Here is a 23,719-nt window from a genome sequence, read left to right on the forward strand (position 1 = left end):
GACACTCATGACGTTTAAAAAACACTATGTCGTTTATCTTGTGCTGCTTAGCTATTTATTATTTGCTCATTCTTGCATGACAATGCGTACATCTTCAAAAAAGACGAAAGCCTATTTTGAGAATAGCAAAACGGCTTATAAAGACGGAATCGTTGAAATCGACAGTAACACCTTACATTATATACAAACGGGAAATACAGATGCCCAAAGTCTAGTTTTTATCCATGGTTCGCCTGGAAGTTGGGATGCTTGGAAGGCCTATTTAAAAGACTCTCTTTTGACAAAAAAATACCGTCTTATTGCACCCGACAGACCAGGCTTTGGTTTTAGCGATTTCAGAAAAAGTATAAATCTAGATAATCAGGCCATGCTACTGAATCAGTTTTTAACTCAAATTGACAATGGTAAACCCGTTACTTTGATCGGACACTCTTACGGAGGACCATTAATCGTAAAGATGGCCTTGGAGGCACCGAAATCATATCAAAACCTAATGATTTTAGCTGGAGCTCTTGACCCTAAGGCAGAAAAACCAGAAAAATGGCGCAAACCCCTTACCTGGTTTCCCCTAAAATATCTTGTACCCGGAGCTTTAAAGCCCTCTAACGATGAACTCTGGATGCTTAAAAAGGATTTGATAGCATTGCAACCTGAGTTAAAATACCTTTCTCAAAATATCACCATAATTCACGGCACCAATGACAATCTGGTACCCTATGAAAATGTTGAATTCATGAAATCCTCTTTTTCGAACGTAAATGAATTAAACATCATCACACTTGAAAATGAAAAACACTTTATTGTTTGGGACCAAGAAAAACTGATCAAAGAAACCATTACTTCTTGGGTTGATTAAAAGTGGTCTGCCCAAACAAATCTTCTGCTTGAATCATTTTTTGTAAGTTTTTGGTTTAACGTTTCGACTTAGATGAAAATCAAATACTACTATGAAAAAGATATTATTGATCACACTAATAAGCTTTGGATTTGCTTTTAACGTTCAATCACAAGAATTTAATAGCATTCCAACAAGTCCTGATTTCGAACTTTTGGCAGACGGATGGTATAAATTTCAATTAGAAGGCACCTTGTTTGACGTAGAACTAAAAGCTGGAAAGCTCATAAAAGGAAATATTACCTGGTTCGACGGTTCTTCATACTCAGGGAATCTTTCAGGTACGCAATTGTCCGGAAAAGGAACATACGTCTGGCCTGATAAGAGCAGATACGAAGGGGCTTTAAAAAAACACCAACGTCACGGCAAAGGTTCGCTTATAGCTGCCGATGGAACAAAATGGAGCGGTAAATGGAAGGCAAACAAAAAGAATGGAAAGGGAAAAATATTTGATGTCCATGGTCAGGTGCTAGAAGAAGGTGTTTGGGAAAGCGATCAGCTTATTGCTGATAAATAGTTGCTCGTAAAAGAAAAAGCCCCGAGAATTCTCGGGGCTTTTTCTTTTTTCCTTTTTTCCTAAATTCCTGCTATTGCTTTTATTTCATCAATAATTCTATCTGCCAATGCATCCGCCTCTTGTTGGCTTTTCGCTTCGGTATATATTCTTATAATCGGCTCCGTATTCGATTTACGGAGATGTACCCAATTCTCGGCAAAATCAATTTTTACGCCGTCAATGGTCGATACTTCTTCATTTTTATATTTATCATGCATGGCAACAAGTAAGGCATCTACATCCAACTCAGGAGTTAACTGGATTTTCTTTTTGCTCATAAAATAACTGGGATAACTGGCCCTAAGCTCAGCTACCGTGCCCCCTTTTTCTGCCATAAGCATTAAAAATAGTGCTGTCCCCACTAATGAATCACGGCCATAATGGCTTTCAGGATATATTATACCTCCATTACCCTCACCGCCAATAATGGCATTATTAGCTTTCATTTTGGTGACAACGTTCACTTCACCAACGGCAGCGGCTTCGTAAGTGCCCCCATGCTTTTGGGTAATATCACGCAGTGCCCTTGACGAAGATAGGTTAGAAACCGTATTCCCTTTGGTTTTCTCTAAAACATAGTCAGCACAGGCTACCAATGTATATTCTTCTCCAAACATTTCGCCGTCATTACTGATGAATGCCAAACGGTCTACATCAGGATCTACGACAATACCGAAATCTGCTTTTTCTTTTACAACCAACTCACAGATGTCTTTTAGATGTTCTTTTAAAGGCTCTGGATTATGAGGAAAGTGACCTGTTGGGTCACAATACAATTCCACCACTTCAACCCCAAGTTCTTTTAACAAAGCAGGAATTGCAATACCTCCGGTAGAATTTACACCATCAACCACCACTTTAAATCCGGCCTTTCTTATGGTTTCTTTATCTACCAAGGGCAAATTCAATACTTCATCTATGTGAATGTCGATATAGGAGTCGTTTTTAGAAATGCTTCCTAAATCATCAACTTCTGCAAAATCAAAATCTTCCTTTTCAGCCAATTCCAAAATAATCGCCCCCTGTTTAGCATCTAAAAACTCCCCTTTTTCATTTAACAATTTAAGGGCGTTCCACTGCTTGGGGTTGTGGCTAGCTGTCAAAATGATTCCGCCATCTGCTTTCTCTAAAGGAACAGCTATTTCCACGGTGGGTGTCGTGGACAAGCCTAAATCAATAACATCTATTCCAAGACCCACTAGGGTAGATACTACCAAATTCTGTATCATTTCTCCCGATAAACGGGCATCCCTACCAATAACCACCTTAAGTTTGTCTTTGCCGGCATAGCTTTTTAGCCATGTTCCATAGGCCGCAGCAAATTTTACCGCATCGATTGGAGTGAGGTTGTCATTTGTGGCCCCGCCAATGGTACCACGAATTCCAGAAATAGATTTGATTAGTGTCATGTGTTTAAAAGTTTTTGCAAATATAATTTGATGGTTATTAATACACGTTTCTAATTTGTAAATTTCGAAAGTGAATTTTCTCGCCCATATTTACCTGTCTTTCGATGACCCTCAAATTACTTTAGGTAATTTTTTTGCGGACCATATACGGGCCAATAAATACAAACATCTACCAAATAAAGTACAAAAGGGAATTTTATTGCACAGAGAGATAGATACTTTTACCGATGCCCACCCTATTGCAAGACAAAGCAGTAAACGACTACATAAAAACTATAGTCATTATAGCCAGATTATCGTGGACATTTTCTATGACCATTTTCTCGCGAAAAATTGGACAACCTATTCTGATATTCCACTAAATAACTATGTAGAATCATTTTACGACCTTTTAGAAGCTAACTACGACATTCTGCCCCTTGGCACACAAAGAATGATGCCTTACATGATAGCTGATAATTGGTTGTACAACTATGCCAACCTAAAAGGGATTTCGAGAGTTTTGAACGGAATGAACCGGCGTACCAAGAACAAATCAAAAATGAATTTTGCCATTCTTGATCTTGAAGCGCATTACGATGATTTTGAAAATGAGTTCACCGCTTTTTTTAAAGAATTGATTACCTTTTCCAAACAAAAATTTAATTCCCTATGCGAAGATTAGTACTCTTAATTTCCCTAAGCGTCTTATATATCAACTGCAAGCAACAACCTGCACAACCAACAGGTGAAGTTGCCGAAAAGGCCATGGTCGTTTCTGCACGTGAAGAAGCCAGCAAAATAGGTGTAGAAATCATGAAAAAAGGCGGCAATGCTTTCGATGCTATGGTTGGCACAGAAATGGCATTGGCGGTGGCCTACCCATTTGCCGGAAATTTAGGTGGTGGCGGTTTTATGGTATATCGTAAAGCGGATGGCGATGTTGGCGGACTGGATTATCGTGAAAAAGCACCTTTAGCGGCACATAAAGACATGTATTTGGATTCTTTAGGTAATGTAATACCGAATATGAGTACTGTCGGGGCGACCGCTGTCGGTGTCCCCGGAACGGTCGCAGGAATTATGGAAGTACACATCAAATATGGTTCGCTACCATTACCGGAAATACTGGAGCCCGTTATAGCCCTTGCCAATAGAGGTGTTGTGGTGACCGAAAAACAAGCTAAACGCCTTGAAAGCTATAAAGAACGCTTTATTGAGGTGAACAATGATAGTACGAAGTTCGCACAAAACTTTAAGGCAGGTGATACGATTAAATACCCAGAGCTGGCCAAAACCCTGACAAAAATAATGAATGAAGGTCGTGATGGTTTTTACAAAGGTGAGGTAGCGCAGAAACTGGCTGCTTTTATTCAAGAGAACGGGGGTTTTATAACCGAAGAGGATTTAGAGAAGTATGAGGCCAAATGGCGTTACCCGGTCACTTTTAATTACAAAGACCTTAAGATTATATCTATGAGTCCGCCTAGTAGTGGCGGGGTGACCATGAATCAGATTTTTAAAATGATGGAATCTTATGATCTTAAAGACTTTGGGCATAATTCCGCTAAAACCATTCAATTATTCACCGAGGCAGCACGAAGGGCCTATGCCGATCGAAACTACTTTCTAGGTGATCCAGACTTTACGGATATTCCTCTAGACATCATTTTAACGAACGACTATTTGACCGAAAGAATGGCAAATTTCTCCTTTGACAAAGCAACGCTTTCATCAGATGTAAGCCATGGGGAGGTCGAAATTGTTGAAAGTATGGAAACCACCCACTACTCTATCGTTGACGGGCAAGGTAATGCAGTTTCTGCAACAACTACCTTGAACGGTGGTTATGGTTCTAAATTATATTCCGAGGAACTTGGGTTCTTTTTGAATAATGAAATGGATGATTTTAGCGCTAAACCCGGTATACCGAATATGTTCGGACTCATAGGAGCCGAAGCCAACAGTATTGCCCCTGAAAAGCGAATGTTAAGCAGTATGACGCCCACTATTGTAGAGAAAGACGGTAAATTATGGCTTGTGGTTGGCACCCCTGGTGGCTCTACCATTATTACGGCAGTAGCACAAACCATATTAAATGCCTATGAATTCAATTTGAGCATGCAAGATGCGGTAAATGCACCTCGCTTTCACCATCAATGGCTTCCGGATATGGTTATTTTTGAACCGGACGGGTTCTCAGAAGAATTAAAAACCGATTTAAAAGATAAAGGATACATTATCAATGAAGAGCGTACACCAATAATTGGTAAAGTTGATGCCATTCGTGTATTGCCCAATGGGAAATTAGAAGGAGGTGCAGATAAACGTGGAGACGATAAAGCGGTAGGATATTAATGAAGCTATTTGATATTGTCATTCTTACGGATAGGCGCTACTTATACCCTGACCCTACTTCACCATATGTTACCAATGTACTATTGGAAGATCAAATAGTCGCTGATGAACTTAGAAAATTAGGGCATAAGGTTACCCGCAAATCATGGGATGACCCTAGCTTTGATTGGTCACATACAAAATGCGCTATATTCCGTGCTACGTGGGATTATTTTGAACGTTATGAAGAGTTTGCGCTATGGTATACTAAAACTGCGGAGCAAACCATATTTATAAACTCTAAATCATTAATAGACTGGAATATAGACAAGCATTATTTAAATGATTTGAACGAAAACGGAATAAATATTCCTAATACGTTTATTATTGAACCTCAAACCAAAACAACTCTTGAGGCTGCCATAAATAAAGCCAAATCACTTTATAATTATACTAGCAACGATTTTGTGCTTAAACCGTGTATTGCAGGTGGAGCGCGACATACCTACAAATTCAATGTATCGGAAATTGATGCCTACGAAAAGGTCTTTCAACAATTAATTGCAGATGAGGCCATGATGCTTCAAGAATTTCAGACCAACATTGTCAAAGGTGGTGAAATTTCAATGATGGTCTTTAATGGGGAATTCACCCATGCCGTTTTAAAAATTGCCAAACCTGGGGATTTTAGGGTGCAAGACGATTATGGTGGTACGGTTCATGAATATAAGCCTTCGCAAGAAGAAATCGATTTTGCTATTGCTACGGTTAAAGCTTCTCCGGAACTACCCGTCTACGCGCGAGTGGACATTTTTAAAGACAACAACGAAAAATGGGCTCTTGCCGAATTGGAGATTTTCGAACCTGAGCTTTGGTTTCGCTTTAATCCCAAAGCGGCGGCAGTATTGGCCGACACTATTAAAAAAATATACTTTGATTAAAAAATTGATAAAAATAACTATGATCGGCTTAGGCGTATTGCTTGCATTAGGCCTACTATATGCTTTAAGTATTCATCAGTCTTTACCTAAAGGAACCCAAGGGCCGGAAGCGGATGCCTTAGCACACAAAATGCTGAAAGCAATTAACCATGAAGACTATAAGACTACACGTTTTTTAGAATGGTCTTTTAGAAATAGTACCCATCATTATAAATGGGATAAGAAGAAAGGTATTGTTGAGGTTCGCTGGAGTGATAATCGAGTGCTTTTAAACCTGGCAAAACCCGGTAAAAGCAAGGTTTTTCAAAGTAACCAAGAATTAAAAGGTGAAAAAGTTGATAGCATAGTCGAAAAAGCTATTGAAAAGTTTAATAACGACTCCTTTTGGCTGGTTGCACCCTTTAAAGTCTTCGATAAAGGTACTTCTCGAAGTATAGTGACCCTCGATGATGGTTCAAAAGGCTTATTGGTCACCTATTCTGAAGGAGGCTCTACCCCCGGTGATAGTTATCTATGGAAACTCAACCCGAACGGTTTCCCTAATACTTTTCAAATGTGGGTTAAAATCATTCCTATTGGTGGACTAGAAGCTAGTTGGGACGATTGGATATTGACCGATACTGGCGCCTATTTGCCTAAATCACATGAATTTGGTCCTATCACAATGGGGTTGGGCAATGTTAAGGGATACAACTAAATCTCGGTAAGTCCATATTCTGCCAGCACGACTTCCCACTCCGTCGTCTCAATGATTTCCAAAATACGTTGTGATATTCGCTTTTGCAGATCAAGGCTATCCTTTTTTATTCCAAAGGCATAGAATTGCACGTCAAACTTTATAGGTAGAAGCTGTAGTTTATTTAAAGTGGAATCTTTTCGAATACGATATTTTAAAATAGGCTCGTCATAAATAAACGCTTCGATTTTTTGATTCTTTAAGTCTTCCAAACCCGGAATAACGCTTGGGTATTGATTAATTTCCTTAAAAAAATGCACCCTTAAAAAGTCATAGCTACTAGAACTTTTAACCGTACCAACACGACGCTCTTTAAACTCATCAAAATTTTCAATGTTCTCGGTCAATTGGTTCACGGTCAAGCTCGAGGCGATACTCGCTGTAAGACCGGAAACAAAAAGCAGACCGCTCAACATAAGACCCAAACCGGCAACTTTGCCCCATCTTGTTTTCGGGGCCTTATCGCCGTAGCCAACAGTGGTAAGGGTGACCACTGACCACCAAAGTCCGTCCCAAATACCTTTTTGACCAGGTCGAAAATCATCTGGATTATGCTTTCGTTCAAATAACCAAGTTAAAAACCCGAAAAAGAGGAGAATAATAAACAGCAATAGAAACCCACGTAAAAAGTTCATATGCAAAAAAGCCCCTAAAAACTGTCTTATCTTTTGAAAAGAACTTTTCTCGGCCACAGCAACCGTAGAATGTGACGCGAAAAAAGAACGAGTAAAACCAATTTCTTTAATTCTATCACTAGTAATGGTAAGCGGATTAATGCTTACATCTACCTCACCCACCTTTAGAGCTCCGAGCATATCCGAAAAGGGCATGGTCTTAATTTTATACGGTATTTCCAAGTCCTCAGCGACCCTTCGCCAGAGCCAAATATTGATTCCTTCGAGCAATTCACCATCTTCAATAATAAATGGAGGTGCCGGAGCATAAGCTACTGTAAGTGTATCTTTTAGATTTTGACTAGAAACTTTAAACAAAGAAAGTATGCAAACAAAAACGAGTGATAATCGTTTCATATAAAATAGCGGTTGGTTGTTGGATTAAAGATAATCCAAAAAACGACTAATTCTTTACCTGACCTACCTGCTTTTTCAATTCTTCCATAGACTCTTGCAGTTGGCGTAATAAGCCCTTTTCAGTAGTGGCGTCCACATTAAAAGTGAGCTTACTACTTACCTCCCAAATCTCCTGTATCTGAAAAGGTTTAATATCATAAGGAGGATAGGTCTCATTTAATGAAACCAATGTAATGTTATTCGAATTTGGTTTTTTCTCGATTTTTTTGACCATTACGGAATCTTGCAAAACAACCACGTACATTTTATTGGCACTTACGTGGTCTATATGCTCTATACCCTTCGCCAACACCCACTCACCAGGTTGTAAATTGGGCAACATACTATCGCCTTCTACCTGAAAACCCCTATATGTTGCATTACGAAACTCTGGAATCGGCATATCAAAAGCCGGCAATTGTTGATACCAACTGGTATCGGCAATATTCTGCGGATAACCAGCTGCGGCCTTCGCATTGACCAAAACCATATTGTCCCTGTCTTCAGAATCCACGGTAACCACTTTGGGTATAACGCTAGTTTTATTGGTGTCTAAATGCTTATCATCACTTTCGCCGAACAACCAAAGCGGATTGATATTAAACTGCCTTAACAACTCAGCGACTACCCTACCCGATAATTTGGTACGGCCACGTTCAATATCGGCCGTAGTATTAGAAATGCCCAATAACTTGGCAAATTCAGCCTGTGTATGACCTAAATCTCGTCTAATATCGGTAAAACGCTTGAGTGTAAGTTCATTTTCCATCCTCAAATATATCGAAATATGGAATAATTCCAAAAATAATATGGATTATTTCCATAATTAGGAATAATTCCATAATTTTGGATTAAAACCAATTCAGGTGAATTTCGAGAGAATAAAAGAAAAGCTAAATATCCTTGCCGATGCCGCTAAGTACGATGTCTCGTGCTCTAGTAGTGGAAGTGATAGAAAAAACAAAGGCAAAGGCCTTGGCGATGCCTCTAAAATGGGAATTTGCCATAGTTATACAGAAGATGGGCGTTGTGTTTCGCTTTTAAAGATTCTACTGACCAACCATTGCATTTTTGACTGCGCCTATTGTGTAACCCGAAAAAGTAATGACGTAAAACGTGCCGCTTTTAAAATTCAAGAAGTGGTAGACCTGACCATGAACTTTTACCGTCGTAACTATATCGAAGGGCTGTTTTTAAGTTCAGGGATATTTAAAAGCCCAGATTATACCATGGAACGTTTAATTGCCGTTGCCAAAAAACTACGGGAAGAGGAAAATTTTAATGGCTATATCCATTTAAAATCCATTCCTGGAGCCAGTGATGAATTAATGTATGAGGCTGGATTGTATGCAGACCGTCTATCGGTCAACATAGAAGTCCCCACCGTATCTGGCCTTAAATTATTGGCGCCCGATAAAAAACATGAAGATTTCACCAAACCCATGCTTAAGGTTAAAAATGAGCTCATTCGCTACAAGAATGAGCGAAAAATCATTAAAAGCACCCCAAAATATGCCCCAGCAGGTCAAAGCACGCAAATGATTATCGGTGCGACCGGTGAAACTGATAAGGACATTATGTTCTCCGCTGCTCACTATTATAAAAAGTATCATATGAAACGTGTCTATTATTCTGGCTATGTGCCTGTTGCAGAAGATAATAGATTGCCTGCTATTGGTTCACAGGTACCCATGCTCCGCGAAAATCGACTATACCAAACCGATTGGTTGTTACGCTTTTATGGCTTTGCGGTAAATGAGATCGTTAACGACACCCACCCTAATTTAGATGTAGATGTTGATCCTAAGCTTTCATGGGCATTACGGAATATGGAACATTTTCCTGTAGATATTAATAAGGCGGACAAACGTATGCTAGCTAGGGTTCCAGGATTAGGAATGCGCTCGGTACATAAGATTATAAATGCAAGAAAGTTTAGAAAATTGAACTGGGACCATCTCAAGAAAATTGGATTGGCCCTCAACCGTGCCAAATACTTTATGGTTTGTGATTCTCGTAACTGGGAACGTAAGGATTTGGATGCGGAGAAAATAAAAGGATTGATTTTACAAAACTCTTCCGGGAAGTTTCGAAATCAATACAGCACACAATTAGCATTGTTTAACTAAGACCTTGTCATACTGAGCTTGTCGAAGTATAGACAAAAGGCTTCGACAAGCTCAGCCTGACAATACGAAAATTAAAACTATGAACACATTACACACACAAAAGTACCCAGACCTTTTAGAACGTAGCCGAAATGCTATTCTAAACTTGGGCTACGAATACATTGTTTTTAAAACCAAGTTTAAAAAGACCTTGATTCGTCTAAAAAGAAGAATACTCTGATAACGCTAGTCATTTCGAAGAATCTAGCGACTGAGAAATCTAGATTTCTCACATGCGTTCGAAATGACTTTTCAAAAAATAGAATACTATGAAAAATTCAACAACTTTAATTTATGACGGAAGCTTTAACGGCTTTCTAACGGCAGTTTTTATCGCTTTTGAAGAAAAGCTGCAAGTGGCCGACATACAACGCAATACCCAACGCCAAAACGGGTTATTTTCTGAGACCGAGACAATTTTTACCAATGTCGAAAAAGCAAAACGGGTATGGAACGGGGTTCGTGCAAAAAGCAATAACGCCATTACCACGATTTACTTTGCCTTTTTAAGTGAAACGGAAGGTGTAGAAATGATGTGCTATAGCTACATTCAAAAACTAATGGCCACTAAGGATAAAAAACAAGCAGACTTCTCGGACAGTACTGTTTTATACATTTCACAATTGGCACGTAAAGTAGGCCGTGAAAAACACCGCATGGAGGCCTTTGTTCGTTTTCAATTGACAAAAGACGATATCTATTTTGCGAATATTGAACCTGATTTTGATGTTTTACCCCTTATCTCCAAACACTTTCGCAACCGTTATGCTGACCAGCAATGGTTGATTTATGACGTAAAACGGGGTTATGGTATATTCTATAACTTGGAGCGTGTGGAAATTGTTTCACTGGATTTAGCCGAAATACATTTTAATAGAACCCGCAAGAGCAAAGCTTTTACAAGTAATGAATACGATTACCAAGAATTATGGAATAACTATTTTCAAAGCACTAATATAAAATCCCGCATCAATAGAAAACTACACACCCAACATGTGCCAAAACGGTATTGGAAATATTTGAGTGAGAAGAAAGAGGCGGTTTAGTTGTTAATAATTAATAGATAATGGTTTTTTGTGGTACTTGAAACTTATAAACGAATCAACGACCTTCGTTATCAGTTGCTAAAATGGAATTAAAACTCCACTTAGCTTATTGTTGTAGGTAATATTAACTGAACCAAAAAAATATGTCAAAAAGAGATGAATTAGTCCAGAAATACGCCAAGGACATAAAAGAAAAAATAGGGGAAAGCCCCGATATGGAATTGCTTACCAAAGTTGCGATTGGACTTGGTCCTTCCATTTATAATTTAGATGCCTCAAAAGTCTCTGGACAGGACATAAAGGAACTGGAAACAGTCAAAAACAACTTTTTAATCAAAAAGCTGGGTTTGACAGATGGACCTGAGTTGATGGACGCGATAAATAGCGTTATTGAGAAATATGGTCAATCAGAAAGAAACAAGCACAGAGCTGTTGTTTATTATCTTTTAGCAAAGTACTTTAACAAAGAAGAAATTATAAAAAAAGGGACCGGTCCTAGATAATTTTATGGCAAAAAAGAGTAGCAGAAAATCGGATTCGTCAAAATCTGGGAAAAAGACGGAATTAAAAAAGCATAAACGGTCGGATTCAAGCGGCAAAAACCAAAAAGGAACTGGACCAAGGACAAAAAAATAATGGCAAAATCAAAATTATCCGAATTTAAAGAAGACTATTATTTCTTTACTGGTAAACTAAGCGATATCAATAGACAAATTGCTTTTGCTGGTATTGCGTTGATTTGGGTTTTCAAGAAAGGAGAAAACACGGATTTTCAAATTGATAGTGCTTTAATTTTACCCGCAATTTTAATTGTTTGTGCATTGGCTGTTGATATGTTTCAATATATCTATCAATCAATTGTATGGGCAAGTTTTTATACCAAGAAAAACAGAAAATATAAATCAGAAGAAAAGAAAATTAAATCACCAGAATATTTAAACATCCCTGCATGGATATTATTTGGTTTAAAGGTTGCACTCGTCTTAATATCTTACTGGTTCATTTTTGATTTTCTATTAGCAAAATTTTTAAAATAAATACTACCTACAACAACGGTTATAATTCATTGCTGCATTCTTACTAACTTTAAACTAAATTACCATTTACACGGCCCGATTTCTCTCGGACATTTTCCGTTGGAAATGTCCGCAACGAAATCATAGCCCAACCGATAACGAAACCTGTTTGTTTAATCTCACTTTTAAGGTCTTATCAAAATCATTTTTCATAGTTTGTTTAAAACAATAAGCAAAAACTACTTCGAATAATTTTCAACTACATAATCTCCCCAATCTGCAATAGATTGAATTATTGGAATTAAAGTTTCACCAAAATCAGTTAAAGAATACTCTACTTTTAACGGTGGTTTTGAGGTATATACTTTTCGTTTTATTAATTTATCTTCCTCTAACGCTTTTAACTGCAAGCTTAAAGTTCTTTCTGTAACCGTTGGCATTGTTTTACGCAATTCGTTATACCGTAACGTTTTATTCATAAGATGAAAAAGAATAACTGCCTTCCATTTTCCACCAATAATGCCCATGGTTAAACTTGCGCAACATGGATATTCTTTGTCTCTAAATTTAAATTTTCTTGTGTCTGCAGTTTCCATTTTTTGATACTATCATTTTTGACCGTTATTGCAAAGGTAAATCACTATACTTAAGTTTGCAACTATATTTTTTATAGTAATCTAAATTTGTAATACATATGAAAGCAATGCTTATAAATACTTACGGCGAAAACGCTGTTTTTGAAAAACAAGAAATACCAACTCCAAGTTTAAAATCAGGAGAAGTACTTATAAAAATAGCTGCATCCAGTGTAAACACTGTAGATACAATGATTAGAAAAATGGGCAAGGATCTACCCTTATCACCAGACACCCCTGCATTATTAGGTATGGACTTTGCCGGAACCATAGAGGCTATCGCTAATGACGTTACTACTTTTAAAGTAGGTGACCAAGTATATGGCTGTGTTGGAGGCCTTGCTGACTTACCCGGTACTTTAGCCGAATACGTTGCGGCTGATAGTAAATTAATAGCAAAGAAACCTGCAAACATAACCATGCAGGAAGCTGCAGCACTTCCTTTAGTAGGTATTACTGCCTACGAAGGCTTAATACGTGCGGGTGCAACCTCGGGGCAAAATGTATTGGTACATGGTGGTTCTGGAGGAGTTGGTCACGTTGCGTTACAATTGGCCAAATATTTTGGCGCGAATGTCTATTCTACTGGAGGCGGAGAAAAGCAACTGGCACTTATCAAAGAACTGGGTGCTACGGCCATTAATTACAAAACGGAATCTGTAGAAGACTATGTTCAAAAATATACTGATGGGGTCGGTTTTGATGTTGTATATGACTCCGTAGGTGCTCAGAACTTACTCAACTCTTTCAACGCTGCAGCATTAAATGGGCACATCGCTACAACCGTATCTTTATGTGAATTAGACCTAACGACAGCACATTTTAAAGGGCTTTCTTTACATGTAGTTTTTATGTTAATTCCAATGTTGCATAATCACAAGCGCGAAGAACATGGAGAAATCCTTAAAAAACTAGCTGAAATTGTTGAAGACAACGGCCTAAAACCTATTCTTGACGAGCAATCTTTTACTTTAGAGGATGCCGGAAAAGCCCATGCTCGTTTAGAGAGCGGTAAAGCTATGGGAAAAGTAGTTGTTGAAAATTAAGAACTTTATGAAAACAATTGTAATAACAGGTAGTACGGATGGAATTGGCAAATTAGCATCACTAAAACTGGCTAAAGACGGTCACAACGTTATATTGCATGGTAGAAATGTTGAAAAGCTAAAGAAAACAGTTTCCGAAATAAAGGAGCAATCCGGCAACGAAAACATAAATAGCTATATAGCGGATTTGTCCGATATCAATAGCATCCAAAAGATGATTGCAGAAGTATCTGCAACACATACTAAAATTGATGTTCTTATTAATAATGCAGGCGTTTTTAAAAGTAGTGCGCAACAAAACAAAGACGGTTTAGACTTACGGTTTTCCGTTAACTATTTTGCTCCATACCTTCTCACCAAGGGCATGTTTCCGCTATTAAAAAACAGCGAAACACCTAGAATAATTAATTTAAGTTCTGCTGCACAATCTTCGGTTTCCATAGAAGCCTTAAAAGGAAAAGAGATTTTAACCGAACAAATGGCGTATGCACAAAGTAAATTGGCTTTAACAATGTGGAGTTTCTCTTTTGCAAAAGATAATTCTGATATGATTACCATAGCAGTAAACCCCGGCTCTTTGTTAAATACCAAAATGGTACAAGAGGCTTATGGCCAACACTGGTCTTCTGCAGATAAAGGTGCTGACATTCTATACAAACTAGCGGTATCAGAAAGATTTGAGACCAGTAATGGCAAGTATTTTGACAATGATCAAGGAAGTTTTAACAAGGCGCATGATGATGCTTACGACCAACAGAAAATTACCGTTCTACTTTCCGAAACTGAAAAAATACTTAATGGTTAAATGAGTGCGTTCTCACAAATAGCAACAAAAAGCAAGTTAACACTAGGGCTGGTATTTCCGTTGGAAGCATACGGTGGCCCAATACCACAAATGAAAGCACAAGAAAAACTTGCTAAACGAGCGGAAGAACTGGGTTTTAAAGCGCTTTGGTTTAGAGATGTTCCCTTTAATGACCCCAAATTTGGTGATGCTGGTCAACTTTTTGACCCCTGGGTTTATATGACACATATAATGAACCATACCAAGAAAATTGCCTTAGGCTCTGCTAGTATTATACTGCCGTTAAGACACCCCGTGCACACAGTTAAATCTATAAACAGCCTTCAAATTCTATCAAACGAAAGAGTAATTTTAGGAATAGCATCGGGAGATAGACCTATAGAGTACCCTGCTTTCGACAAAGATTTAGAGAATAGGTCGGACTTATTTAGAGATAGCTTCTTTTACATCAAAGCTTTGCAGGGAGATTTTCCGCATTATACTTCAAAATATTATGGAAAAACCAATGGTGGAATAGATTTACTCCCAAAATACCATAATAAAACCCCGATGTTGGTTACAGGGCATTCGGGTCAATCTTTGGACTGGATTGCTGAACATTCTGATGGTTGGCTATATTACCCAAGAGATTTTAGAACCCTGCAATTGGTGATGCAACAGTGGAAAGAAGCCCTTAACAAAGTTGAAAAAGATTGGAAACCTTTCATGCAATCTTTATACGTAGATTTAGCTACAGATGCAAAAATGAGTCCTACGTCAATTCATCTTGGGTTTAAATCTGGCACTGAGTATTTGATAGCTCATCTAAAACTATTGGAATCGTATGGGGTAAATCATGTAATTCTCAACCTAAAGTATGGTTCCAGAACTGCCGAAGAGATGATAGCCGAGATTGGAGAAAAGGTAGTCCCTAATTTTTCCTAGCTTTAAGCATAAAAATCATTAGTAGAAAACAAACCATCTAAATGAAAAAACAGTCCCTTATTTATAGCGTTTTAATTGTAGGAGCGCTACTCCTCTCCTATTTTATTTTTTCGGGTACCCCTAAAGTAAATGAAACAGCTACTGACTTTACCACTTTAGTTTGGTCAGATGAATTTGATGAAGATGGCCCAATCGACACAGAAAAATGGTTTCTACAGACGCAATTACCGCCTGGCGGCAGTTGGTGGGGCGAGCTTATTCAGCATTATACCGATAGGGAAGAAAACACTTTTGTCAAAGATGGCTATTTAAACCTTGTTGCCAAAAAGGAAACCTATACGGATCAAGGGGAAACCAAAGAGTATACCGCGGCTAGGCTAAACTCAAAATTTGCTTTTACTCGTGGTAAGGTAGAAGTAAGGGCAAAAATGCCCAAAGGTACTGGCACATGGCCAGCTATTTGGATGCTAAGCACCAACATAGACGAAGATGGCGCCTATTGGGATAATAAAGGTTATGGAAAAGTAAAATGGCCCGCATGTGGCGAAATCGATATTCTTGAGCATTGGGGCAAAAATCAAGATTATGTTTCAAGCGCCGTGCATACGGCTTCAAGTCATGGAGATACCGTTGAAAATCTAGGAGGAAGAACCGTTGATAACGTATCAGACGATTTTCATACCTACTCCCTAGAATGGACCAAAGAAAAAATGATTTTTGAAATAGACGGTGTTACGCATTATGAATACAACCCTGCCATAAAAAACAAGGATACCTGGCCTTTTAACAACAACTACTACATCATTTTAAACATTGCTATTGAACCCGATATTGACCCGAGTTTTACAGAAAGCGCTATGTTGGTAGACTATATTAGAGTTTATCAATAACACTATTAGCCCTTACTTCGCTCTCCCACAAAATGGTCGTTTTTCGTTTTAAAAAGCACATTAAAACTGGTGAGCGAGCCATAAATACGGGTGATATATTGTTGCAAGTCTATCTTCTCTTGGTCATCTAAGTTCTTGCTACTGTTTATCTTTTGTTCCATCACCCGAATACGGTCTCGCACCATCACAATTTTATGAAAAAAGGTGTCAATAGGCATTTCCTTGTTCGCTGTAGTATCCCCCGGGTCCAGAATCAATTTTCCGCCGCGCCATTTGTCCGCTATTGCTACTTTTTCGTGGGTGTCGCTCCATTTTTCCAATATCTTTACCAGTGAGCTTTCCACATCAAAAAAACTGACACTGTCAACATCATCTTCTAAAGCCTCTATCACCTCAAAATCTGAGTCAATGTCTATCGTTTCCAATCCGTTTTCTAAAAAGGTCACCCAATAATGTTTAGACGACACATTGGTGACCACACCTTTTCCATATTCCGCATGGTCAATTCTTGAACCAATACCCAGTAGTTTCATTTGTTATTGTTTTATGTAGACAACCCTTAGTTCGAGTAATTTGCTAGTAGTGAATTGTCTCGAGAATCGGTTGTGCAATTCAAAATACTTGTTTTCGATACAAAATCTTACAGATTTTACTCAAATCGACACATTTTAAAATTTTCTATTCAATTCCAAAAATACAATAGCAATTAACAAAAATGCAAGAGAACCTCGCTTCATTTTTACGGCTCAATTGATTACTTTAGCATCTTGTGCTATGATCAACTACGAAGAAAATATTGAAGTACGCGGAGCGCGTGTTCATAATCTCAAAAATATAGATGTTACCATACCCAGAGAAAAGCTTGTCGTAATTACCGGCCTTTCTGGCAGTGGTAAATCTTCATTGGCTTTTGATACTATTTATGCCGAAGGGCAACGACGTTATATCGAAACCTTTTCGGCCTATGCCCGGCAGTTTTTAGGTGGTCTAGAACGTCCAGATGTCGATAAAATCGATGGCCTCTCTCCCGTAATCGCTATAGAGCAAAAAACAACCTCAAAATCGCCTCGGTCTACCGTAGGAACCATAACCGAAGTCTATGATTTTCTACGACTTTTGTTTGCCCGGGCCGGTGATGCCTATAGTTACAACACAGGCGAGAAAATGGTAAGCTATAGTGATGAGCAGATAAAAAAGCTCATTATTGAATCATACCAAGGCAAGAAAATTAATGTGCTCGCGCCGGTAATCAAATCAAGAAAAGGACATTATCGCGAGCTTTTTGAACAGATAGGAAAGCAAGGTTTTGTAAAAGTTCGTGTAGATGGCCTTGTAGTGGACATAACAAAAGGAATGAAGGTTGACCGTTATAAAGTCCACGATATTGAAATTGTTATCGACCGCCTAAAAGTTGCAGAGGGTGAAGAGTTCGATAAACGCCTATCAGAAACTATTAATACGGCCATGTACAGTGGCAATAACGTATTGATGGTTCTAGAAGAGGGTGAAAAAGTACCTCGTTATTTCAGTAGGGACTTAATGTGCCCATCTTCGGGAATCTCCTATCCTACTCCAGAACCTAATACGTTTTCCTTTAATTCCCCAAAAGGTATGTGTTCACATTGCAATGGTCTAGGGCATGTGTATGAGGTGAACGAAGAAAAAATATTTCCGAATAAAAAATTGTCCATAAAAGCAGGTGGTATTGCACCTTTGGGTGAATACAAAAAATCTTGGGCTTTTAAACAGCTGGAAACCATTGGAGAACGCTATAAGTTCGATATGGAAACACCTTTGGATAAGATTCCTAATGAAGCTATGGATGTTATCCTCAATGGAGGAAAAGACAGTTTTACCGTAGATTCAAAGACTTTGGGCGTAAAGCGGGAGTATAAGATTGATTATGAAGGCATTTCGAACTTTATAAAGTCTCAATTTGATGAAGCCAACTCTACCTCAATAAAGCGTTGGGCCAAAGATTATATGGATAAAATCCAATGCCCTACCTGCGATGGTTCCCGTTTGCGAAAAGAATCGCTCTATTTTAAAATCGACGAAAAGAATATTGCAGAATTGGCCAATTTAGATATCGCTGAGCTTGCGCAGTTCTTTGAAGAACTCGAACAAAAATTGGAAGGCAATCAAAAAAAGATTGCTGAAGAAATCGTAAAAGAGATACGCACCCGTATTCGTTTTCTTTTAGACGTGGGCTTAGACTACCTTTCTCTGAATAGAAGCTCAAAATCGCTCTCTGGTGGTGAAGCACAGCGGATTCGATTAGCTACCCAAATAGGTTCGCAATTAGTTGGTGTACTTTATATTTTAGATGAACCAAGTATAGGATTACATCAACGTGACAATGAACGATTGATAAATTCATTGGCTTCACTGCGAGATATTGGAAATTCGGTGATTGTTGTGGAACATGACCGTGATATGATCGAAGCTGCCGACCATGTTATTGATATTGGCCCAAAAGCCGGTAAGCATGGCGGAACCATTATTTCTGAAGGAAAGCCTGAAGATTTAAAAAATTACGATACCCTTACAGCGGATTATATCACTGGGGATAAAGAAATTGAAGTGCCTGAAAAACGTAGAAAAGGAACAGGCAAAAAATTGGTTTTATCCGATTGTACGGGTAATAACCTTAAAAATGTAACCGCGGAGTTTCCACTTGGTAAAATGATTGGGGTTACAGGAGTTTCAGGAAGTGGCAAATCCACTTTAATCAATGAGACCCTCTACCCTATTATGAACGCCCATTACTTTAATGGGGTCAAAAAACCAATGCCCTATAAAAAAATTAAGGGCCTAGAACATATCGATAAGGTGATTGATATCAACCAATCCCCTATCGGGCGAACGCCAAGGTCAAATCCCGCAACCTATACAGGTACTTTTAGTGAAATACGTGCTTTGTTTGCCAAAACTACTGAAGCTACTATCCGTGGATACAAACCGGGGCGATTTAGTTTTAATGTGCAAGGCGGTCGTTGCGAGACCTGCCAAGGCGGCGGTTTAAAGGTAATTGAAATGAACTTTTTACCCGATGTCTATGTAGAATGCGAAACCTGTAATGGCAAACGTTTCAACAGGGAAACATTGGAAATTCGCTATAAAGGAAAGTCAATTGCGGATGTCTTAGAAATGACAATGAACGAAGCTGTCGATTTCTTTGAGAATATCCCTAAAATCCATAGAAAACTTAAAACCATTGTAGATGTAGGTCTTGGTTATATCTCTTTGGGGCAACAATCCACTACTCTTTCAGGGGGCGAAGCGCAAAGGGTTAAACTGGCAACAGAACTATCAAAAAGAGATACAGGAAATACATTTTATATCTTAGATGAACCTACAACTGGGCTTCATTTTGAAGATATTCGGGTTTTAATGGAAGTATTGAATAAATTGGTAGACAAAGGAAATACGGTCTTGGTCATTGAACACAATATGGATGTGATAAAAATGGTGGACCATATCATAGATATCGGTTATGAAGGTGGCCGTGGTGGCGGAATGATCGTGGCCAAAGGCACCCCTGAAGAAGTGGCCAAGGACAAAAAAAGTTACACAGCGAAGTTCCTTAAAAAAGAACTTGAAAATTCTAAGAAGAATCTCGCGAAAGCGATTTAACATAAAAATATGCGATCAGAAGTACACCCAAAAGGTTGGAATGAAATAAAAACGAACGATTCTTGGGCCATTTTTAAAATAATGGGCGAGTTCGTAAACGGTTTCGAAAAAATGAGCCAAATAGGGCCCTGCGTATCAATTTTTGGTTCGGCCAGAACCAAACCTGGAGCAAAATATTATGAATTGGCAGTAGATGTAGCTCAAAAACTGGCTTCTTCTGGCTATGGCGTTATTACAGGTGGTGGGCCCGGAATAATGGAAGCCGGTAACCGAGGGGCAAACCAAGCAGGCGGAACTTCCGTAGGTTTAAATATAGATTTACCCTTTGAACAACACGATAACCCCTATATTGATTCTGACAAGAGTTTAGACTTTGACTACTTTTTTGTGCGTAAGGTCATGTTTGTCAAATATTCACAAGGATTTGTCGTTATGCCAGGAGGGTTTGGCACGCTTGATGAGCTATTTGAAGCAATTACACTTATACAGACCAAAAAAATCGGAACATTTCCGATAATTCTTGTGGGTACAAGTTTTTGGAGCGGTCTTATGGATTGGATCAAGACAACTATGCTAGAAGAAAAAAATATAAGTCCGGAAGACCTTGATTTGATTAAACTAGTTGATTCACCAGATGAAGTAGTAGCCATTATAGATGCCTTTTATAAGGGTCATACGATGAGTCCAAACTTTTAATAAATTTTTTTTGAGCAAAAATTATTTTCGATTTAAGTTATACATTTCAGCAATACTGTTATTCTGCAGTTTGTATGCGGTTGCCCAGCATGAAAATAATTTAACGGCAACTATTGATGATGAGACGAAAGAGATTTCGATCAAGCAAAAATTTACCTACGTAAACAATTCGGACACGAGCCATAAAGAACTCTATTTCAACGATTGGAATCATTCGTATTCATCAAAAAAAACACCTTTGGCCAAGCGTTTCGGAGAGCAATTCAAAAAAAGCTTGCATCTCGCCAAGGATGATGAACGGGGCCGTACGGATATCATAAGCGTTGTAGACAATGAATATGGCGGACTCAAATGGCAAAGAACCAAGAATCTAGACATTATTCGAGTAGAGTTGCACGAAGCACTTGCCCCCGGCGAATCGATTACTATTTTCTTCACCTACAACTTAAAATTGCCGCAAAATAGATTTACGCCTTATGGTTACAATTCTGACGGAGGTTATTACTTAAAGGATTGGTATCTGAATCCTGCTGTTTTTGATGGGGATTGGAAATTATATTCGAATAAGAACCTTGAAGACAACTACACAGGGCTTACCAACACAACGGTGAGTTTTATTTTTCCTAAAAAACTGTTTCTTACTTCAAATTTTAAAGAATCAAGAGTAACCGATATTTCTTTTGCACAACAAATTTCGCTGAAGGCAACGAACGGTAAAAATTGCGAAATCATTCTTACACCTGCAAAAGAATTTACCAAGCACGTTACTTCGTACTTAACGGTTAAAACCGATTTAGAATCTAAAAAATACGATGGTATTTCACAGGCCTTATCCATAGAAAAAGTATCCAAATTTATTTATGATCATTTAGGAGAGCATCCTCAAAAGGAAGTTCTGGTCAGTGAAATGGATTATAATAAGAGTCCACTTTACGGCTTAAATCAGTTACCCTCATTTGTTCGACCTTATCAAGAGCAATTTCAGTTTGAAATGATGTTCTTGAAAACGACCCTGAACGGTTTTTTAAAAGAATCCTTATATCTAGACCCCCGACAAGAACGTTGGGTTTCTGATGCTATCAGTAATTATCTGATGATCAAGTACGTGGAGGAGAATTATCCAAAGCAAAAACTGATCGGCAAACTTTCTCGAATTTGGGGTGTTCGTGGTTTTCATTTGGCAAAAATGGATTTTAACGAACAGTACTACTTACTTCAAATGCTTTCGACAAGAAAAAACATTGATCAAGCTCTTACTACCCCAAACGATTCACTCATCAAATTCAATCAAAAGATAGCAAACCGTTATAAAGCGGGGCTAGGCTTGGCCTATTTGGCCGAATATATCGGGGAAGAAAAAATAGATAGTAGTATTTCATCTTTTTTTAAGAAAAGAGCATTACTACCCAAAACAAAGGCCAGGGATTTTAGAGACATTCTTGAGGCCAATACCGACAAAGATATTTCTTGGTTTTTTGAGGAGTATGTAGGTACTAGAAAGCGTATCGACTTTAAGATCAAAAACGTAATAAAAAGCGAAGATTCCATCACGTTGACCATAAAAAACAAAAGAGGCACCAACGTACCTATTTCACTTTTTGGTCTTCAAAAAGACTCTGTAGTATCTAAATACTGGTTCAGTGATATTGATACTTCGCGAACATTTACCATACCAAGAACTACGGAAGATCGTTTGGTCTTGAATTACGATCAAAAAATACCCGAGTTTAATCAAAGGGACAACTGGAAAACTTTGAACGGCTTTTTTTCAAGCAACAAAAAGTTGCAGTTCCGTTTTTTTAAGGATACTGAAGATCCTTACTATACTCAGGTTTTTTATGTACCCATAGCAAACTTCAATTTATATGATGGCATAACCCCTGGCTTAAGAATTTACAATAAAACCTTTTTAGAAAGGCAGTTTGTTTATGATCTATCACCCACCTACTCTTTTTTAGAGCGTACTTTGGTAGGTAAAACCAGTCTTAGATATCGCAAATATCATGGTAAAGGCGGGCATTACGTGTCCAATTTCAGTATTGGTGCCAGTACCTCGCATTTTCAAGAAAATTCTAGGTTCACCACAATCACTCCCGCCATGAGTTTCGGTTGGCGACCAGATGATCTAATTTCCAATAAAAGACAAGGTCTACTTTTCAGACACCGAAGTGTTTTTAGAAATATAGACCCGAATGTTTTGGCAAATAACGAGGCTGATTTAGATTTAGAGAACAATCCTGACTACAGCGTATTTAATATTAGATATTTTAATGTAGATAATGATATTATAAATTTTAAATCATCATCAATAGATTTTCAGCATTCCAGTGAGTTCACCAAAGCTTCCGTAGAATTGGAATATCGAAAACTCTATGAAAGCAATCGCCAATTGAACTTGAGGTTCTATGCCGGTAAGTTTATTCGCAATAAAACTAACTCAGATTTCTTCAGTTATGCGCTAGACAGACCTACTGACTACCTTTTTGATTTAGGTTATTTAGGACGTTCTGAAGGTAGCGGTATCTATAGTCAACAGATTATTATCGCAGAAGGTGGTTTTAAATCTCGATTTGACGACCAATTTGGTAGTGATTGGATAGCAACAACAAATGCTAGCTTCAATATTTGGAGGTGGATAGAATTATATGGTGATATCGGTATGATTGCCGATAGAGGGGAAAGTGCCCGCTTTGTATATGACTCCGGTATTCGTTTAAATCTGGTAACTGACTATTTTGAATTATACTTCCCTTTATATTCCAATAAAGGCTGGGAAATTGCCCAACCTGATTATGGCCAAAGTATTAGATTTATTGTCACCATAAGTCCTAAAACCTTAACTGGGCTCTTCACCAGAAAATGGTTTTGATTTTAAAAGATTGATAAAATAAAGTTAAATAGATGGCGCTATTTTTTCATATTCGCTGTATTACT

Annotated in this window: 23 protein-coding genes; 18 read left to right on the forward strand and 5 right to left on the reverse strand. The window is 38.2% G+C overall.

The features are described 5' to 3' along the window. The first annotated feature begins 7 nt into the window (after positions 1 to 7). Entirely contained in the window at positions 8 to 856 is an 849-nt protein-coding gene (locus ACZ1GR_RS01650; protein ID WP_472610530.1) for an alpha/beta fold hydrolase, read from the forward strand. 91 nt (positions 857 to 947) lie between these two features. Continuing rightward, the gene (locus tag ACZ1GR_RS01655) at positions 948 to 1,412 is read left to right on the forward strand and encodes a hypothetical protein (protein WP_472610531.1); all 465 of its coding nucleotides are present in this window, start codon (positions 948 to 950) and stop codon (positions 1,410 to 1,412) included. Between the two features lie 59 nt (positions 1,413 to 1,471). Here ACZ1GR_RS01655 and glmM read toward each other — a convergent pair whose 3' ends face one another. After that, complete coding sequence (glmM, locus tag ACZ1GR_RS01660) at positions 1,472 to 2,860, reverse strand: phosphoglucosamine mutase (RefSeq protein WP_377764907.1); 1,389 nt, start codon at positions 2,858 to 2,860, stop codon at positions 1,472 to 1,474. 70 nt (positions 2,861 to 2,930) lie between these two features. On the opposite strand from glmM, the gene ACZ1GR_RS01665 reads away from it, so the two are divergent. From ACZ1GR_RS01665 to ACZ1GR_RS01680, 4 genes are read left to right on the forward strand one after another with little or no spacing between them, the layout of a single operon-like run. Then, a complete protein-coding gene (locus tag ACZ1GR_RS01665) occupies positions 2,931 to 3,524 on the forward strand; it encodes an acyl carrier protein phosphodiesterase (RefSeq protein WP_472610532.1) in 594 nt (197 codons plus the stop codon). After that, positions 3,512 to 5,197: a gamma-glutamyltransferase gene (ggt, locus tag ACZ1GR_RS01670; protein ID WP_472610533.1), complete on the forward strand. Its 1,686-nt coding sequence runs from the start codon at positions 3,512 to 3,514 to the stop codon at positions 5,195 to 5,197. The genes ACZ1GR_RS01665 and ggt overlap by 13 nt, the downstream gene beginning before the upstream one ends. Then, a complete protein-coding gene (locus tag ACZ1GR_RS01675) occupies positions 5,197 to 6,117 on the forward strand; it encodes an ATP-grasp domain-containing protein (RefSeq protein ID WP_472610534.1) in 921 nt (306 codons plus the stop codon). The genes ggt and ACZ1GR_RS01675 overlap by 1 nt, the downstream gene beginning before the upstream one ends. After that, the gene (locus ACZ1GR_RS01680; protein WP_472610535.1) at positions 6,110 to 6,814 is read left to right on the forward strand and encodes a hypothetical protein; all 705 of its coding nucleotides are present in this window, start codon (positions 6,110 to 6,112) and stop codon (positions 6,812 to 6,814) included. The genes ACZ1GR_RS01675 and ACZ1GR_RS01680 overlap by 8 nt, the downstream gene beginning before the upstream one ends. On the opposite strand, the gene ACZ1GR_RS01685 is transcribed toward ACZ1GR_RS01680, so the two are convergent. Then, positions 6,811 to 7,884, reverse strand: a complete 1,074-nt coding sequence (locus ACZ1GR_RS01685) for a transporter substrate-binding domain-containing protein (RefSeq protein ID WP_472610536.1) — start codon at positions 7,882 to 7,884, stop codon at positions 6,811 to 6,813. The genes ACZ1GR_RS01680 and ACZ1GR_RS01685 overlap by 4 nt on opposite strands. Before the next feature lie 46 nt (positions 7,885 to 7,930). Next, positions 7,931 to 8,692: an XRE family transcriptional regulator gene (locus ACZ1GR_RS01690; protein ID WP_472610537.1), complete on the reverse strand. Its 762-nt coding sequence runs from the start codon at positions 8,690 to 8,692 to the stop codon at positions 7,931 to 7,933. A gap of 97 nt (positions 8,693 to 8,789) precedes the next feature. Here ACZ1GR_RS01690 and ACZ1GR_RS01695 point away from each other — a divergent pair, with 97 nt between their 5' ends. The 5 genes from ACZ1GR_RS01695 (at position 8,790) to ACZ1GR_RS01715 (ending at position 12,174) form a co-directional block, all read left to right on the forward strand. Further along, complete coding sequence (locus tag ACZ1GR_RS01695; protein ID WP_472610538.1) at positions 8,790 to 10,052, forward strand: putative DNA modification/repair radical SAM protein; 1,263 nt, start codon at positions 8,790 to 8,792, stop codon at positions 10,050 to 10,052. Positions 10,053 to 10,131: 79 nt separating this feature from the next. Further along, positions 10,132 to 10,272 carry a hypothetical protein gene (locus tag ACZ1GR_RS01700; protein ID WP_472610539.1) on the forward strand — a complete coding sequence of 47 codons (141 nt, stop codon included), beginning with the start codon at positions 10,132 to 10,134 and terminating at the stop codon, positions 10,270 to 10,272. Between the two features lie 88 nt (positions 10,273 to 10,360). Beyond that, entirely contained in the window at positions 10,361 to 11,137 is a 777-nt protein-coding gene (locus ACZ1GR_RS01705; RefSeq protein WP_472610540.1) for a TIGR03915 family putative DNA repair protein, read from the forward strand. Between the two features lie 143 nt (positions 11,138 to 11,280). Next, positions 11,281 to 11,640 carry a DUF2853 family protein gene (locus tag ACZ1GR_RS01710; protein WP_472610541.1) on the forward strand — a complete coding sequence of 120 codons (360 nt, stop codon included), beginning with the start codon at positions 11,281 to 11,283 and terminating at the stop codon, positions 11,638 to 11,640. Positions 11,641 to 11,772: 132 nt separating this feature from the next. Beyond that, positions 11,773 to 12,174: a hypothetical protein gene (locus ACZ1GR_RS01715; protein WP_472610542.1), complete on the forward strand. Its 402-nt coding sequence runs from the start codon at positions 11,773 to 11,775 to the stop codon at positions 12,172 to 12,174. Between the two features lie 218 nt (positions 12,175 to 12,392). On the opposite strand, the gene ACZ1GR_RS01720 is transcribed toward ACZ1GR_RS01715, so the two are convergent. After that, positions 12,393 to 12,749, reverse strand: coding sequence for a winged helix-turn-helix transcriptional regulator (locus tag ACZ1GR_RS01720; RefSeq protein ID WP_472610543.1), 357 nt, complete (start codon positions 12,747 to 12,749; stop codon positions 12,393 to 12,395). 98 nt (positions 12,750 to 12,847) lie between these two features. On the opposite strand from ACZ1GR_RS01720, the gene ACZ1GR_RS01725 reads away from it, so the two are divergent. Genes ACZ1GR_RS01725 through ACZ1GR_RS01740 form a run of 4 tightly spaced genes read left to right on the forward strand, consistent with a single transcriptional unit; the run spans position 12,848 to position 16,453 of the window. Further along, a complete protein-coding gene (locus tag ACZ1GR_RS01725; RefSeq protein WP_472610544.1) occupies positions 12,848 to 13,834 on the forward strand; it encodes a zinc-dependent alcohol dehydrogenase family protein in 987 nt (328 codons plus the stop codon). 7 nt (positions 13,835 to 13,841) lie between these two features. Continuing rightward, a complete protein-coding gene (locus ACZ1GR_RS01730; RefSeq protein ID WP_472610545.1) occupies positions 13,842 to 14,639 on the forward strand; it encodes an SDR family NAD(P)-dependent oxidoreductase in 798 nt (265 codons plus the stop codon). Continuing rightward, positions 14,640 to 15,563: an LLM class oxidoreductase gene (locus ACZ1GR_RS01735; RefSeq protein ID WP_472610546.1), complete on the forward strand. Its 924-nt coding sequence runs from the start codon at positions 14,640 to 14,642 to the stop codon at positions 15,561 to 15,563. A 41-nt stretch (positions 15,564 to 15,604) separates the two neighbouring features. Beyond that, a complete protein-coding gene (locus ACZ1GR_RS01740) occupies positions 15,605 to 16,453 on the forward strand; it encodes a glycoside hydrolase family 16 protein (RefSeq protein ID WP_472610547.1) in 849 nt (282 codons plus the stop codon). A 5-nt stretch (positions 16,454 to 16,458) separates the two neighbouring features. Here the strand turns inward: ACZ1GR_RS01740 and ACZ1GR_RS01745 are convergent, their stop codons facing one another. Next, complete coding sequence (locus ACZ1GR_RS01745) at positions 16,459 to 16,986, reverse strand: hypothetical protein (RefSeq protein ID WP_472610548.1); 528 nt, start codon at positions 16,984 to 16,986, stop codon at positions 16,459 to 16,461. Between the two features lie 241 nt (positions 16,987 to 17,227). Here ACZ1GR_RS01745 and uvrA point away from each other — a divergent pair, with 241 nt between their 5' ends. From uvrA to ACZ1GR_RS01760, 3 genes are read left to right on the forward strand one after another with little or no spacing between them, the layout of a single operon-like run. Further along, on the forward strand, positions 17,228 to 20,089 hold the full coding sequence (uvrA, locus tag ACZ1GR_RS01750; RefSeq protein ID WP_472610549.1) for an excinuclease ABC subunit UvrA: 2,862 nt from the start codon (positions 17,228 to 17,230) through the stop codon (positions 20,087 to 20,089). 9 nt (positions 20,090 to 20,098) lie between these two features. Beyond that, the gene (locus ACZ1GR_RS01755) at positions 20,099 to 20,785 is read left to right on the forward strand and encodes an LOG family protein (protein WP_377764892.1); all 687 of its coding nucleotides are present in this window, start codon (positions 20,099 to 20,101) and stop codon (positions 20,783 to 20,785) included. A gap of 10 nt (positions 20,786 to 20,795) precedes the next feature. Then, a complete protein-coding gene (locus ACZ1GR_RS01760) occupies positions 20,796 to 23,654 on the forward strand; it encodes a gluzincin family metallopeptidase (protein ID WP_472610550.1) in 2,859 nt (952 codons plus the stop codon). Positions 23,655 to 23,719: the final 65 nt, after the last annotated feature.

The sequence above is a fragment of the Croceitalea sp. W27 genome, assembly GCF_055693185.1.

Bases quoted from the DNA above. Each gene is read 5' to 3' on its own strand.
- ACZ1GR_RS01650 (WP_472610530.1), top strand. From the start codon at position 8: ATGACGTTTAAAAAACACTATGTCGTTTATCTTGTGCTGCTTAGCTAT.
- ACZ1GR_RS01725 (WP_472610544.1), top strand. From the start codon at position 12,848: ATGAAAGCAATGCTTATAAATACTTACGGCGAAAACGCTGTTTTTGAA.
- ggt (WP_472610533.1), top strand. From the start codon at position 3,512: ATGCGAAGATTAGTACTCTTAATTTCCCTAAGCGTCTTATATATCAAC.
- ACZ1GR_RS01720 (WP_472610543.1), bottom strand. From the start codon at position 12,749: ATGGAAACTGCAGACACAAGAAAATTTAAATTTAGAGACAAAGAATAT.
- ACZ1GR_RS01730 (WP_472610545.1), top strand. From the start codon at position 13,842: ATGAAAACAATTGTAATAACAGGTAGTACGGATGGAATTGGCAAATTA.
- ACZ1GR_RS01685 (WP_472610536.1), bottom strand. From the start codon at position 7,884: ATGAAACGATTATCACTCGTTTTTGTTTGCATACTTTCTTTGTTTAAA.
- ACZ1GR_RS01735 (WP_472610546.1), top strand. From the start codon at position 14,640: ATGAGTGCGTTCTCACAAATAGCAACAAAAAGCAAGTTAACACTAGGG.
- glmM (WP_377764907.1), bottom strand. From the start codon at position 2,860: ATGACACTAATCAAATCTATTTCTGGAATTCGTGGTACCATTGGCGGG.
- ACZ1GR_RS01710 (WP_472610541.1), top strand. From the start codon at position 11,281: ATGTCAAAAAGAGATGAATTAGTCCAGAAATACGCCAAGGACATAAAA.
- ACZ1GR_RS01700 (WP_472610539.1), top strand. From the start codon at position 10,132: ATGAACACATTACACACACAAAAGTACCCAGACCTTTTAGAACGTAGC.
- ACZ1GR_RS01745 (WP_472610548.1), bottom strand. From the start codon at position 16,986: ATGAAACTACTGGGTATTGGTTCAAGAATTGACCATGCGGAATATGGA.
- ACZ1GR_RS01740 (WP_472610547.1), top strand. From the start codon at position 15,605: ATGAAAAAACAGTCCCTTATTTATAGCGTTTTAATTGTAGGAGCGCTA.
- ACZ1GR_RS01755 (WP_377764892.1), top strand. From the start codon at position 20,099: ATGCGATCAGAAGTACACCCAAAAGGTTGGAATGAAATAAAAACGAAC.
- ACZ1GR_RS01715 (WP_472610542.1), top strand. From the start codon at position 11,773: ATGGCAAAATCAAAATTATCCGAATTTAAAGAAGACTATTATTTCTTT.
- ACZ1GR_RS01690 (WP_472610537.1), bottom strand. From the start codon at position 8,692: ATGGAAAATGAACTTACACTCAAGCGTTTTACCGATATTAGACGAGAT.
- ACZ1GR_RS01705 (WP_472610540.1), top strand. From the start codon at position 10,361: ATGAAAAATTCAACAACTTTAATTTATGACGGAAGCTTTAACGGCTTT.
- ACZ1GR_RS01655 (WP_472610531.1), top strand. From the start codon at position 948: ATGAAAAAGATATTATTGATCACACTAATAAGCTTTGGATTTGCTTTT.
- ACZ1GR_RS01675 (WP_472610534.1), top strand. From the start codon at position 5,197: ATGAAGCTATTTGATATTGTCATTCTTACGGATAGGCGCTACTTATAC.
- uvrA (WP_472610549.1), top strand. From the start codon at position 17,228: ATGATCAACTACGAAGAAAATATTGAAGTACGCGGAGCGCGTGTTCAT.